This window comes from Bradyrhizobium sp. CCBAU 45321 (assembly GCF_028128975.1).
Taxonomy (GTDB): Bacteria; Pseudomonadota; Alphaproteobacteria; order Rhizobiales; family Xanthobacteraceae; genus Bradyrhizobium; species Bradyrhizobium yuanmingense.
In genome coordinates this window covers 180,273-193,775 of sequence record NZ_LFKZ01000122.1, presented here as the reverse complement: position 1 = coordinate 193,775, position 13,503 = coordinate 180,273, and the positions used below count along the sequence as shown (strand labels likewise).

16 protein-coding genes are annotated in these 13,503 nt (G+C 64.9%); all 16 read left to right on the top strand.

All coding sequences use genetic code 11. From position 1 onward, the window contains the following. The 16 genes from ACM43_RS19010 to ACM43_RS18935 all read left to right on the top strand — a co-directional run bounded on the left by ACM43_RS19010 (position 1) and on the right by ACM43_RS18935 (position 13,501). Positions 1–1,041: a flagellar motor switch protein FliG gene (locus tag ACM43_RS19010; RefSeq protein ID WP_128263905.1), complete on the top strand. Its 1,041-nt coding sequence runs from the start codon at positions 1–3 to the stop codon at positions 1,039–1,041. 13 nt (positions 1,042–1,054) lie between these two features. Continuing rightward, the gene (gene flhB, locus ACM43_RS19005; RefSeq protein ID WP_157281922.1) at positions 1,055–2,140 is read left to right on the top strand and encodes a flagellar biosynthesis protein FlhB; all 1,086 of its coding nucleotides are present in this window, start codon (positions 1,055–1,057) and stop codon (positions 2,138–2,140) included. Between the two features lie 64 nt (positions 2,141–2,204). Continuing rightward, positions 2,205–2,606, top strand: coding sequence for a flagellar basal body rod protein FlgB (gene flgB, locus ACM43_RS19000; protein WP_157281919.1), 402 nt, complete (start codon positions 2,205–2,207; stop codon positions 2,604–2,606). Positions 2,607–2,617: 11 nt separating this feature from the next. After that, complete coding sequence (flgC, locus tag ACM43_RS18995; RefSeq protein ID WP_036006988.1) at positions 2,618–3,034, top strand: flagellar basal body rod protein FlgC; 417 nt, start codon at positions 2,618–2,620, stop codon at positions 3,032–3,034. Positions 3,035–3,036: 2 nt separating this feature from the next. Further along, positions 3,037–3,366, top strand: coding sequence for a flagellar hook-basal body complex protein FliE (locus ACM43_RS18990; protein ID WP_271542095.1), 330 nt, complete (start codon positions 3,037–3,039; stop codon positions 3,364–3,366). A gap of 18 nt (positions 3,367–3,384) precedes the next feature. Beyond that, complete coding sequence (gene flgG / locus ACM43_RS18985; protein ID WP_036006992.1) at positions 3,385–4,173, top strand: flagellar basal-body rod protein FlgG; 789 nt, start codon at positions 3,385–3,387, stop codon at positions 4,171–4,173. A 13-nt stretch (positions 4,174–4,186) separates the two neighbouring features. Continuing rightward, the gene (flgA, locus tag ACM43_RS18980; RefSeq protein WP_198399648.1) at positions 4,187–4,663 is read left to right on the top strand and encodes a flagellar basal body P-ring formation chaperone FlgA; all 477 of its coding nucleotides are present in this window, start codon (positions 4,187–4,189) and stop codon (positions 4,661–4,663) included. Beyond that, positions 4,660–5,790, top strand: a complete 1,131-nt coding sequence (gene flgI / locus ACM43_RS18975; RefSeq protein ID WP_128263899.1) for a flagellar basal body P-ring protein FlgI — start codon at positions 4,660–4,662, stop codon at positions 5,788–5,790. The genes flgA and flgI overlap by 4 nt, the downstream gene beginning before the upstream one ends. Positions 5,791–5,857: 67 nt before the next feature. After that, on the top strand, positions 5,858–6,604 hold the full coding sequence (locus ACM43_RS18970) for a MotE family protein (RefSeq protein ID WP_271542094.1): 747 nt from the start codon (positions 5,858–5,860) through the stop codon (positions 6,602–6,604). Beyond that, the gene (flgH, locus tag ACM43_RS18965) at positions 6,605–7,312 is read left to right on the top strand and encodes a flagellar basal body L-ring protein FlgH (protein ID WP_271542093.1); all 708 of its coding nucleotides are present in this window, start codon (positions 6,605–6,607) and stop codon (positions 7,310–7,312) included. It begins immediately after the preceding gene. Positions 7,313–7,354: 42 nt separating this feature from the next. Then, positions 7,355–7,798 carry a flagellar basal body-associated FliL family protein gene (locus tag ACM43_RS18960; protein ID WP_036037699.1) on the top strand — a complete coding sequence of 148 codons (444 nt, stop codon included), beginning with the start codon at positions 7,355–7,357 and terminating at the stop codon, positions 7,796–7,798. Beyond that, positions 7,795–8,535 (top strand): flagellar type III secretion system pore protein FliP, encoded by a 741-nt coding sequence (gene fliP / locus ACM43_RS18955; protein WP_271542092.1) that lies wholly within the window; start codon positions 7,795–7,797, stop codon positions 8,533–8,535. Before ACM43_RS18960 ends, fliP begins: the two co-directional genes overlap by 4 nt. 263 nt (positions 8,536–8,798) lie before the next feature. Next, positions 8,799–9,707: a flagellin N-terminal helical domain-containing protein gene (locus ACM43_RS18950; protein WP_157281907.1), complete on the top strand. Its 909-nt coding sequence runs from the start codon at positions 8,799–8,801 to the stop codon at positions 9,705–9,707. A gap of 269 nt (positions 9,708–9,976) precedes the next feature. Continuing rightward, positions 9,977–10,891, top strand: coding sequence for a flagellin N-terminal helical domain-containing protein (locus tag ACM43_RS18945; RefSeq protein WP_157281905.1), 915 nt, complete (start codon positions 9,977–9,979; stop codon positions 10,889–10,891). 292 nt (positions 10,892–11,183) lie between these two features. After that, entirely contained in the window at positions 11,184–12,809 is a 1,626-nt protein-coding gene (gene fliF, locus ACM43_RS18940) for a flagellar basal-body MS-ring/collar protein FliF (RefSeq protein ID WP_036046274.1), read from the top strand. Then, on the top strand, positions 12,806–13,501 hold the full coding sequence (locus ACM43_RS18935; protein WP_271542091.1) for a hypothetical protein: 696 nt from the start codon (positions 12,806–12,808) through the stop codon (positions 13,499–13,501). The genes fliF and ACM43_RS18935 overlap by 4 nt, the downstream gene beginning before the upstream one ends. Positions 13,502–13,503: the final 2 nt, after the last annotated feature.

The window sequence follows — 13,503 nt, the reverse complement described above, 5'->3', positions numbered from 1 at the left end:
ATGGCGGCACCGGTCGGCATCGCTCCCACCAAGCAGCGAGGCGTTACCACGCTGGGCGGCACGGAAAAGGTCGCCGCGCTCCTGCTGGCCATGGGCCGGCAGGCGGCGGCGAGCGTGCTGCAGCAGTTCGAACCGCAGGAGATCCGCATCGTCACCAAGGCGGCGGCGGAGCTGCGGCCGATCACCGCGCAGGAGCTCGAGGGGATCGTCGAGGAGTTCGCCCAGCAGTTCTCGATGGGCGCGAACATCCTCGGCACGCTCGGCGGTCTGGAGGCCGTGCTCGGCGACGTGCTGCCGGCCGACCAGGTCTCGCAGATCATGTCCGATCTGCTCGGCAATTCGAGCCGGTCGGTGTGGGACCGCGTCTCCTCGGTCTCGGAAAACTCGCTGGCGAGCTACCTGTCCAAGGAGCATCCGCAGACCGCGGCGCTGATCCTGTCCAAGGTCAAGCCGGCCTGCGCCGCCAAGGTCATGAGCCAGCTGCCTTCGAGCCTGCGCAACGAGCTGATGCGGCGCGTTCTGAGCCTCAAGCCGATCGTCGACGACGCCATGCGCATCATCGAGAAGACGCTGCACGAGGACCTGACATTGAATTTCGCCCGTAACCTCGGCGCCGACACCTACGCCCGCGTCGCCGACATCATCAACAAGATGGAACGCGGCCACATCGAGGACATGCTGAAGAGCCTGTCGGAGAAGCGGCCGAAATCGGCCGAAGTGCTGAAGGAGCTGCTGTTCACCTTCGACGACGTCGTCAACCTGACACCGAAGGCGCGCACCATGATCTTCGACCAGGTGCCGACCGATCGCATCGTCGTGGCGCTGAAGGGCACCGATAAGCATTTCCGCGAGCTGATCCTGTCCTCGGTCGCCTCGCGCGTCCGGCGCGTCGTCGAGCACGAGCTCGCCATCGGCGAGCCGTCCAACCAGCGCGACGTGCTGGAGGCGCGACGCGTGATCACCGACCTTGCGCTCGAGCTGGCGGAGAAGGGCGAAATCGAGCTCAACCCCGAGCAGGAGGATGAGCTGGTCTTCCGCTGACCGCTGAACGGGCATGGCAGAAACATCCGATCAGGAGAGCAAGACAGAAGAGCCGACCGAGAAGAAAGTCCGCGATGCGCTCGAACAGGGCAAGATTCCGGTCTCTCGGGAGGCCTCCATTTTCGCCTCGATGGCCGCGCTGATGGTGATCCAGGCGTTCCTGATCGGCCAGGGCGTGCAGCAATTGACGCCGACGCTGAAGAGCCTGCTCGACGATCCCGAGGGCTTTCCGCTCTCGACCGGTGCGGACGCGCAGAACCTGCTCACCGTGGTCGGCCTGCAGGCACTGCGGTTCCTGGTGCCGTTGGTGGTCATCCTGGTGGTGTTCGGGCTCGCCGCCTCGCTGCTGCAGAACGCGCCGCGCCTGGTGCTCGAGCGGATCAAGCCTGACTTGTCGCGAATCTCTCCAGTCAGCGGCTGGAAGCGGTTGTTCGGGACGCAGGGCCTGATCGAGTTCGCCAAGTCGCTGTTCAAGCTCGCCGCGGTGACCGCCGTGGTCGCCTTCGTGCTGCGCGCGTCCGAAGCGAGGGCGTTCGAGGCCATGTACACCGACCCGGTCGCGCTGCCGGAGATGATCCTCAACATCGCGATGCGAATCGTCTCGGCGATCTGCATCGCCACCATCGTCCTGGTGGCGATCGATCTCGCTTGGGCGCGCTTCCACTGGCGGCGCGAGCTGCGCATGACCAAGCAGGAGATCAAGGACGAGCACAAGCAGGCGGAAGGCGATCCCCTGATCAAGGCGCGTCTGCGCTCGCTGGCGCGCGACCGGTCGCGCCAACGCATGATCGCCTCGGCCTCGCGCGCGACGCTGGTGATTGCCAACCCGACGCACTTCGCGATCGCGCTGCGCTACAAGCGTGAGGAAAACGCCGCGCCGCTGGTGGTGGCCAAGGGCATGGACGTGATCGCGCTGAAGATCCGCGAGATTGCCGAGCAGAACCGAATCCCCGTCATCGAAAACAAGGCGCTGGCGCGCGCGCTCTACGAGGCAGTCCAGGTCGATCAGGTGATTCCGGCAGAATTCTTCCGGCCCGTTGCCGAGATCATCTACTTCCTCCAATCCAAGCAGGCGCCGCGGCCCGAGAACGTCCGATAGATTTCCGAGGATGGTGCTTCGCGCAACAGCTTGACGAAAGCTTAACGCCCTAGGCTCGTCCCGAATGGATCAGAATGGGGCCGTCGTGGGACCGCTTTATCTCTTCGAACTCGCATCGTCGCAGGCGCGCTATCTCGAGCTGCGTCAGTCGACCATCGCCACCAACGTCGCCAACGCCAACACGCCGGGCTTTCGGGCGCGCGACGTCGAGCCGTTCAACAAGGTGCTCGACGGCATGCCGGTGAGGCTTGCGACGACGTCGCCGTCCCACATGCAATTGGCCGCAGCCGAGACCGACACGCGGGCGACCGCGAAGAAGGACAGCTGGGAAGTGGTTCACTCCGGCAACTCCGTCAGCCTCGAACAGGAAATGATCAAGGGCAACGACGTCAATCGCGACTATTCGATGAACGCGGCGATCGTGCGGTCGTTTCACCGCATGGTGCTGTCGAGTGCAAAGGCCTGAGGTGAATTGACATGCTGGACTCATTGAGTGCCTCGCTGACGGTCGCAAGCTCCGGGCTCGAAGCGCAGTCGACGCGCATGCGCATCGTCTCGGAAAACCTCGCGAACGCCACCTCGACGGGGCGCGCCGCCGGCGCCGATCCGTATCAGCGCAAGACCATCACCTTCGATGCGGCGATGGATCGCGCCTCCGGCGCACAGCTCGCGAAGGTCAAGGAGATCGGGGTCGACACCACGCCTTACCGGGTGGAGTACGATCCGGGGCATCCCGCCGCCGACAAGGCCGGCTACGTCAAGCTGCCGAACGTGAACATGATGATCGAGATGGCCGACATGCGGGAGGTCAACCGCTCCTATGAGGCCAATCTCCAGGTCGTGAAGCAGGTGAGGTCCATGCTCGGCATGACCATCGATCTCTTGAGGAGCTGACCATGCTTGAGGCGATTTCATCCACCGCGATTTCCGCAGGGCAAGCCGCGGGCCGTGCGACCGAGACGCAGGCCGTCTCGCCGGCGGCGATCACCGCGATCCAGACCAGTGACGACGTTGGCTTCGAATCGGTGATGAAGCAGGTGACGTCGGATTCGATCGGGACGCTGAAGGCGGGCGAGGCGGCATCGATCTCGGCAATGCAGGGCAAGGAATCGACGCGCCGCGTCGTGGAGGCGCTGATGTCGGCCGAGCAGGCCCTGCAGACGGCGGTCGCGGTTCGCGACAAGGTCGTCCAGGCCTACCAGGAAGTCGTTCGGATGTCGATTTGATCTGAAGGAGTGGGACCAGTGAAATCACTCGCCATTGCGGCCACGGGCATGAACGCCCAGCAGACCAACATCGAAGTCATCGCGAACAACATCGCCAACATCAACTCGACCTCCTACAAACGGGCGCGCGCGGAGTTCACCGATCTGTTCTACCAGATGGACCGCATGCAGGGCGTCGCGAATACCAACGGGTCCTCGCCGATTCCGGAAGGTGCCAATCTCGGCCTCGGCGTCAAGTCCGCGGCGATCCGCAAGCTGCACATCCAGGGCGCGCTGACGCAGACCGGCAATCCCTATGATCTCGCGATCAACGGACGTGGCTGGTTTCAGGTGCTCGGCCCCAACAACGAGGTGCAATACACCCGTGCGGGCTCGTTCAATGTCAACGCCAACGCTCAGCTGGTCACGATCGACGGTTACCTGCTGGATCCGGCGATCACCATCCCGCAGGGGACGGTCGAGGTCACGGTCAACCAGACCGGCCAGGTGTTTGCCAAGCTCGACACGGAAGTGAATCCGCGGCAGATCGGCCAGCTCAACCTCGCCAACTTCGCCAACGAAGCGGGTCTGGAGCCGCTGGGCAGCAATCTCTACAAGGAGACCACGGCGTCCGGCACGCCGGTCGTCGGTCTGCCGGGCGATGCCGGTTATGGCAAGATCAACCAGAAATGGCTCGAAGCCTCGAACGTCGACCCGGTCAAGGAAATCACCGAGTTGATCTCGGCACAGCGTGCCTACGAAATGAATGCCAAGGTCATCCAGGCCTCGGATGAAATGGCCCAGACGGTCTCGAAGGGCATGCGCTAGTTCCGGTGTCTCGATGTTGAACAGGGTGGGCCTGATCGTGCGCGGGTTGGCCGCCGTGCTGCTGGTTCTCGCCGCGGCGCGGGCCGCCGCAGCCGAGGAGAAGCGGCTTCCCGTGCCGGCCGTCTCGATCCGCGCCGGCGAGCTGATCCGCGAGGAGATGATCACCGAGCGCGCCTTCGCGCCGAGCCTGCTCGGCGTCGCCATGTTCATCGAGGCGCGTCAGATCCTGGTCGGCCGCATGGCGCGGCGCGCGCTGTTGCCGGGCCAGCCCATTCCAACCAATGCGGTGGAGGACCCCTGGACCGTCGCGCGCGGCGCCATGGTCAAGGTCGTGGTCGAGGACAGTGGCCTCTCCATCGTCACTTACGGCTCGGCCATGCAGTCGGGGGCGGCCGGCGCGCTGATCCCCGTGCGCAATACGGATACCGGCGTGATCATCAGGGGCGTCGTCCAGCCGGACGGCAGCGTCAAGGTCATGGACGGGTCATGACCAGGCTCCTGCTTGCGCTCATACTGCTGGTGTCGGCCGCCAGCGCCCAGGCCGCCGTCCGCATCAAGGACATCGCGGACATCAAGGGTCTGCGCGAGAATCAGATCGTCGGTTACGGCCTCGTCATCGGCCTCAACGGCACCGGCGACACGCTGCGCAACGCGCCGTTCACCGAACAGTCCCTGCAGTCGATGCTCGAGAACATGGGCATCAACGTCAGGAACGAGACCACGAGCACCAACAATCCCCCGCGTCCAACCACGCTGCGCACGCGCAACGTCGCAGCCGTGATGGTGACGGCGGACCTTCCGCCTTCGATCGGGCCCGGCGAGCGCATGGACGTCACCGTGTCCTCGCTCGGCGATGCGACGTCGCTGCTCGGCGGCACATTGGTGATGACGTCGCTGCGCGCGGCGGACGGCGCCGTCTATGCGGTGGCACAGGGCGCGATCACGGTTGCCGGCTACAGCGTCGGAGGCCAGGCGCAGAACGTCAGCCAGGGCACGCCGACGGCCGGGCGCATCCCGAACGGTGCGCTGGTCGAACGCGAGGTGCAGGGAAGCCTCCACGAGATGGAGTTCCTGGTGCTACAGCTGAAGAACCCGGACTTCGTCACCGCAACGCGCATCCTCGACGCTGTCAACCGCTACGCCGGCGGTCGCTACCGCGCGCAGATCGCCTTCGAGCGCGACTACCGCACCATCGTGCTGTCGAAGCCGCGTCATGTCGGCCCTGTCCGCTTCCTCGCCGAGATCGGCGAATTGGTGGTCGAGCCGGATACGCCGGCGCGGGTCGTGATCAACGAACGCACCGGCACGGTCGTGATCGGGCGCGACGTGCGGATATCGACCGTCGCCGTGACCCACGGCAATCTGACGGTTCGCGTCACGGAGATGCCGGTGGTGTCGCAGCCGGCGCCGTTCTCGCGAGGACAGACGGTGGTCGTCCCGCAGACCGTGGTCGAAGCCAACGAGGCCGGATCGCAGGTGGCGATCCTGAGCGGGGTCGATCTCCAGCGCTTGGTGCGCGGGCTGAACCAGATTGGCCTGAAGCCATCGGGGATCATCGCGATCCTGCAGGCGATCAAGACGGCAGGCGCGCTCCAGGCCGACGTCATCGTGCAATGATGCGCAAGCGTCGTGCAAGCTTGGTCGCTCAATGCTCAGGTCTGAAGCGAGAATCGCACGCGGCCCGATGCTGAAGCTGGATCACAAAGGCAAACTCCTCCTGCTGGCCGCGGTAGCAATGCTCGCGAGCGCCTCGCCCGCGCTCGCCTTGGACGAGGCCAAGCCGTCGAAACCGCTCAACCTGCTCTCCTTCGCCCGCGCCCGCGCGGGCGGACCGCAGAAGCCGCAGCCGCCGGCCACCGCGACACCTGGCGACAATGCGTCGGTCCGGGCCACGGCATGGGCGGCCGAGGAGTCGGGCGCCGTTATCACCGGCGCGGTGCCGGAGACACCGGCGCCTGCCCGTCCGGCCAAGCCTGGCAGCGTCACGGCGCCGCCGAAGCCTGCACCGCCACAGGCTGCGCCGGCTCCCGACAACGAAATCGCGCTGTTCTGCAGCAACGTCGCCGATCCCGCCGTCGACGCCAGGCTGGCCTGGCAGCTCAAGGAGCTCGAGAAGGCCGAGAGCCTGCTGCGCGAGCGCATCGCCGAGGTCGAGGCCAAGCGCGCCGAATACGAGAAGTGGATGGCGCTGCGCGACGACTTCTTGAAGAAGGCCGAAGCAAGCGTCGTCGAGATCTATTCGCGCATGAAGCCCGAAGCTGCGGCGACGCAGATCGCCGGCATGGCCGACGAGACCGCCGCCGCCGTGCTCGCCAAGCTCAGCCCGCGCAGCTCGAGCGCGATCTTCAACGAGATGGACACGGCACGCGCGGCGCACCTCGCAGACCTGCTCGGCGGCATGCGTCGCGTGGACGACGGAAAGAGCAAATAGATGACCAAGCCGATCCTCATCCTTTCGCTGCTCGCGGCGTCCGTATTTCTGGCCGGTTGCTTCCATGATCCGGCCGAAGTCCTGACCGGTCCGCAGATGTCGCCCGTCGGCAGCGGCCTGCGGATGCAGGCCGATCCGATCCCGGTGACGCCGCGCATGCGCACGCCCATCAGCTATCGCTCGACCTGGGACGACGGCACCGATCTCTACCGCGATCCGCGCGCCCGCCGCACCGGCGACGTCGTGACCGTGATCATCTCGATGCAGGACAAGGCCAAGCTCGACAACAAGACCGGCCGCTCGCGCGATTCGCAGGTCAAGTTCGGGCTCGACTGGCTGATGGACATCGCTGGATGGAACGACACGGGTTCGGCCAACGCCAATCTCAGCACCAATACCCAGATCAAGGGCAACGGCCAGATCGACCGCACCGAGGACATCAGGCTCTCGATCGCGGCCATCGTCACCGACGTGCTGCCCAACGGCAACATGATGATCAGCGGTTCGCAGGAATTTCGAGTCAACACGGAGATGCGCGTGCTCAAGGTCGGCGGCATCGTGCGTCCGCGTGACATCTCGCGGGCCAACACCATCTCCTACGACAAGATCGCCGAGGCGCGCGTGTCCTACGGCGGGCGCGGAAATCTGTCGGACGTGCAGCAGCCTGGATGGGGACACCGGATCTATGACGCCGTGGCACCATTCTGAGGCCCGAGCCGGCCGGATCGCGCCACGATGGCGGGCGACGCCATGCGCCTGATCGCCGCCATCGTCGTGCTGACCCTGATCGCGATCGGCGCGGGCGCGATTGCCGGTCTGCATCTGATCGCGACCGCCGAACGCGTTGCCGACGCCAAGAAGAACGCCACATCGCCGCCGATCGCGTCGAGCTACGCCGGCAGCGCGCGGCTCAGGAAATTGTCTCCGATCGTGACCAATCTCGCCGCGCCGGCGAACAATTGGGCGCGCATAGAAGCCTCGATGGTGACCGACAGCATGAGCGACGAGGATGCCGGCATTCTGGCCGCCCATATCAGCGAGGACATCGTGACCTATTTGCGGTCGGCGACGGTGGCGCAGTTCGAGGGATCGCGCGGGCTCCAGCATCTGCGTGACGACCTGACCGAGCGTGCCAATATCCGCTCATCGGGCAAGGTCCGCGAATTGATCATCGAGACGCTGGTGATCCAGTGAGGGTGAAAGTCCTGCTGCTCGCAATGGTTCTGGTCGTGCTGCCCGAAGCGGCGCTGGCCCAGATTCCGGACCTGAATTCCCTGCTGCCGCCCGGAAACGGCTCGACCAGCGGCCGGATCATCCAGCTGATGGCGCTGATCACGGTGCTGTCGGTGGCGCCGGGGCTGCTGATCATGGTGACGAGCTTCACGCGATTTGCGGTGGCGTTGTCGTTCCTGCGCGCCGGTCTCGGCCTCCAGACCACGCCAGCCAACCTGGTGCTGATCAGTCTCGCGCTGTTCATGACCTTCTACGTGATGGCGCCGACCTTCGACCGCGCCTGGGAGACCGGCGTCCAGCCGCTGATGAAGAACGAGATATCGGAGGAGGAAGCCTATCTGAAGATCACCGATCCGTTCCGCGAGTTCATGCTGGCCCATGTCCGCGACAAGGATCTCCAAACCTTCGAAGCGCTCGCTGCCGAAAGCTTCCGCAGGAAGTTCGACGACAAGCGGGTCGATCTGCGCGTCATCATTCCGGCCTTCATGATCTCCGAGCTCAGGCGCTCGTTCGAGATCGGATTCCTCATCATCCTGCCGTTCCTGGTGATCGACATGATCGTGGCGACGCTGACCATGTCGATGGGCATGATGATGATGCCGCCGACGATCCTCGCGCTGCCGTTCAAGATGCTGTTCTTCGTGCTGATCGACGGCTGGAATCTGCTGGCTTCCGGGCTGGTCCGCTCGTTCTCGTGAGCACCGCGAGCGCCCGCCGGCCGATTATGGTTAAGCGAAACGCGCTGGATATGGTTAGCGGTGCGTAATTTAACCATATGATTTTGCTGCAGAATTCGAGCCCGTCTTAATCCGGAAGCAAGATTCGGCGTGCTAGCAACACGGTACGGCGGGTTGGACCCACACAGATCGGTCCAAAGGCATGATGCCGCCCTTCCGTACCGGTGCAAGCCCGGTATGTCCCCTCGTGAAAATGTAAACGCGTACATAAAGGGACATTCGCAATGTCAAGCCTGCTTACGAACTCGACTGCCATGACCGCACTCCAGACCCTGCGGTCTGTGGGTTCGCAACTTTCCACCACGCAGAACCGGATCTCGACCGGCCAGCGCGTGTCCACCGCGTCGGACAACGCCGCCTATTGGTCGATCGCAACGTCGATGCGCTCCGACAACGCTGCGCTCTCGGCGGTGTCCGACTCGCTCGGCCTGTCGGCCGCGACCGTCGACACCGAATATACCGCTCTGACCTCGGTGATCGGCGACAAGGACTCGGGTCTGACCAAGCTCCAGGCGCTGCTGGTCCAGTCCAAGACTGCAGGTATCGACCGCACCAAAATCCAGGCGGACATCACCCAGATCCAGCAGGACATGAAGCTGAAGGCCAACTCGGCGACCTTCAACGGCATTAACTGGCTGAGCACCACGACGGGTACCACTCCGACGAGCTTCAGCCTGGTGTCGTCCTACTCGCGCGTCGGCGGCACACCCACCATCGGCTCGATCACGGTGACGACGGCCAACTACACGCTCTACTCGACCACGCAGACCGGCATTCTGGACACCGTGGCCGGCAGTGCGTCGGTCGACACGATCAACATCTCTGCGCTGACCGACTCGGCCGCCGACCAGACCACGCTCGATGGCTACATCGCGCAGGTGACGACTGCGATCAACTCGGTGGCCTCGGCCGCCGCCAACCTCGGTGCGGTCAAGAACCGTATCTCGACCAACACGAACTTCGTGAAGTCGCTGATGGACTCGGTTGACCGCGGTGTCGGTCAGCTCGTCGACGCCGACATGAACGCGGAATCCACCCGCCTGGCCGCCCTTCAGGTTCAGCAGCAGCTCGGCGTGCAGGCGCTCTCGATCGCCAACAACAGCAGCCAGAGCATCTTGTCGCTGTTCCGCTAAGACGGAAGTCATCGGAGGAGGGCCGCGCTTCTCGCGAAGCGCGGCCCTTTCGTTTGGGCATGGCCACGCGCGCCCAAGTCCGGCCGCCTGTTGCGGCAGGAACACAGGGCCACAAGCCCCGCACAAGCTTCGCTCGCTAACCTCGCCGCTACGGCAGATTGGGCCTTGAACCGCGTTTGCGGCACGCCCAAAGGCATGACGCCGCTCTGTCGTACCGGTGCAAGCCCGGTATGTCCCCAACTCAAGTCAATCTTCAAAGGGACATCAAAATGGGTTCTAGTCTTCTCACCAACTCCTCCGCGATGACCGCGCTCCAGACCTTGCGGTCTGTCAGCACGCAACTCGCCACCACGCAGAACCGGATCTCCACCGGTCAGCGCGTGTCCACCGCCTCGGACAACGCCGCCTATTGGTCGATTGCGACCTCGATGCGCTCCGACAACGCCGCGCTGTCCGCTGTCTCCGACTCGCTCGGCCTGTCGGCTGCGACCGTCGACACCGAATATACCGCTCTGACCTCGGTGATCGGCGACAAGGAATCCGGCCTGACCAAGCTCCAGGCGCTGCTGGTCGAAGCCAAGACTGCCGGTATCGACCGCACCAAGATCCAGGCGGACATCACCCAGATCCAGCAGGACATGAAGCTGAAGGCCAACTCGGCGACCTTCAACGGCATTAACTGGCTGAGCACGACGACGGGTACCACCCCGACGAGCTTCAACCTCGTGTCGTCTTACTCCCGCGTCGGCGGTACGCCCACCATCGGCTCCATCACGGTGACGACCGCCAATTACACGCTCTACTCGACCACGCAGACCGGTATTCTGGATACCGTGGCCGGCAGCGCCTCGGTCGACACGATCAACATCTCCGCGCTGACCGATTCGGCGGCCGACCAGACCACGCTCGATGCCTACATCGCGCAGGTCACCGCCGCCATCAACTCGGTGGCCTCGGCAGCTGCCGATCTCGGTGCGGTCAAGAACCGCATCTCGACCAACTCGGAGTTCGTCAAGACCCTGATGGACTCGGTTGACCGCGGTGTCGGCCAGCTCGTCGACGCCGACATGAACGCGGAATCGACCCGCCTGCAGGCTCTGCAGACCCAGCAGCAGCTCGGCGTTCAGGCGCTCTCGATCGCCAACCAGAACAGCCAGAGTATCCTGTCGCTGTTCCGCGGCTAAGCGGCGCTTTCGAAAACGACCGTGCTCCCTCAGGGAGCACGGTCCCCGCCGTGATGGTGGGCGCCGACACGCGATGTGCCGGCAATCGAAACCTTCGTCATACTTCTGCGACACGCCGCAGCCGGTCGGGCTGCCCTGCGTAGCGCTCGCTTGCGGCTGCCAAACCGATTGCGTCGCCCCATCTTGTAAAATTGCAACGCCTCGCCAGCGAACCCGAAATTCGCGCCTCGCGCAACCTTCAGACAAGGTTGGCAGCTGAGTGTCGTCACCATTCGCATTGGTACGAGGTCATATGCTCAGTCGTGCGCAGGTACAGCAACTGCTCAACAATCTGCTGGAGCTTGGGCCGCGACGCCTGATGGCCTTGGGACTGATCGGTTTTGCGGTTCTCGTCACCGTCGTCGGCGGCGCCTATTATCTCAGCCGCCCCGAGTTCGAAACGCTCTACACCGGCCTCACCCGCGAGGACGTGACGCGCATCGGCGCGGCGCTGCGCGAGCAGAACATCACCTTCGACGTCAATTCCGCCGGCGACGCGGTCTCGGTGCGTCCGAGCCAGACCATGCAGGCGCGGATGCTGCTCGCCGAGAAGGGGCTGCCGACCAGCGCCAATTCCGGTTACGAGCTGTTCGACAAGATCGGCTCGCTCGGGCTGACCTCGTTCATGCAGGAGGTCACCAAGCTGCGCGCGCTCGAAGGCGAGATCGCCCGCACCGTCCAGCTGATGAAGGGCGTGAAGGCGGCGCGCGTGCATATCGTGCTGCCGGTGCGCGGCTCGTTCCGCGCCACGCAGCAGCCGCCTTCGGCATCGGTCGTGCTGCGCACCGACGGCGCGATCGAGGCGCGCACGGCGCAGTCGATCCGGCATCTCGTCGCCGCCGCCATTCCCGGCATGAGCCGCGACAAGGTGACGGTGCTCGACGCCGACGGCTCGATGCTGCTCGCCGAAGAGGACGAGGCCAGCGCCGCGCCGACCAAGATGGCGAGCCTGCAGAAGACGGTCAGCGGCATGGTGCAGGAGAGCATCCGCAAGGCGCTGACGCCGTATCTCGGCCTCGACAATTTCGAGGTGAGCGTCGCTCCGCAGCTGTCCACCGACAAGCGGCAGATCAACGAGACGGTCTACGATCCCGAGAACCGCGCCGAGCGCTCGGTGCGGGCCGTACGCGAGAAGGAATCCTCGCAGAACGCCGACCGCTCGTCGCCGACCACGGTGCAGCAGAATCTCCCCGACCAGCAGGTGAATGCGGGCGGCGGCAAGAACTCCAGCGAGGACAAGACCCGCCGCGAGGACGTCACCAATTTCGAGGTCTCCTCCAAGACCACGACGACGGTCAGCGACGGCTATTCCGTCAAGAAGCTGTTCATCGCCGTCCTAGTCAATCGCGCGCGGCTGGTCGCCGATCTCGGCGACAAGAGCAACCAGGCCATCATCGACAGCAAGCTCGCCGAGATCAGTCAGCTCGCGGCGACGGCGGGCGGACTGGACAAGGCGCGCGGCGATCAGATCCAGGTGACGGCCGTCGATTTCATCGAGGGCTCGCGTGAGCTGGCGCCGGTGCCGCCGATCAGCTTCGTCGAGATGATCAACAAGCAGCTTGGCAGCGTCATCAACGCGATCACGATCCTGGCCGTGGCTTCGATGCTGGTCTGGTTCGGGCTGCGGCCGGCGGTCAACGGCATTCTGACCCATCGCGCGGAGCAGGAGCAGGCCGAGGCGGCCGAGGCCGCTCAGCTCGAGGCCTCGGCGGCCCTTGCGCTGCCCGACGGCGAGGAGGCCGAGCTCAACCTCGTCGAAGACCTCGAAGGCAAGATGCAGCGAACGCCGCAGAAGCGGCTCGAGCAGATCGTCCGGCTCGATCAGATGCAGGCGGCGGCGATCCTTAAAGACTGGATGCGACGCGAGGAGGCGGCATGAACGCGGCAATCGGAAAACTCCTGACGCAGTTCGATGCGAATGGCCGGGTCAAGTCGTCGCCGCCGCCCCCGCCTCCAAAAATCCAGGATGTGCTGACCAGGCCAAAGGAGGCGAGGCGCGATCCGCAGCCTCAATCGCAGCCGCAGGCCCACACGCAGCTTCAGGCTCAGTCCCCGGCGCCCGCGACGGAAGCGCCGCCGGTCAATCTCCTGGACGACGCCTATCGGCGCGGCCATGCCGCGGGCGTCGCGGAAGGCGACGCCAAATTGGCCGAGGAGCGCGTCCGCAGCGCGATCCGGCTCGGCGAAGAGCGGGCCAAATGGTCCGATCAGCAGGCGGTCGCGATCGTCAGCGGCTTCGAGGCGGCCTGCCGCGAGATCGAGACCAATATCGCAAGCTCCGTGGCGCGGATCCTGCTGCCGTTCCTCACCGATGCGGTGCGCGACAAGGCGATCGGTTCGCTGGTCGAGCAGATCGCGGCACTGACCGGCAGCTCGTCGGCGCCGGCCTTCAAGGTCACCGGCCCGAGCGAGCTGCTGGATCTCGTGAAGACGCAGCTCGAGGCGTCGAGGCGAACGGGCATCGCATACGAGGCCGCCGAGACGCTCGAGGTGCGCGTCGTGGCCGACCAGACCGTGATCGAGACGCAGATCTCCGCCTGGAGTGAACGCCTCAAGGAAGCGCGCCGGTAGTC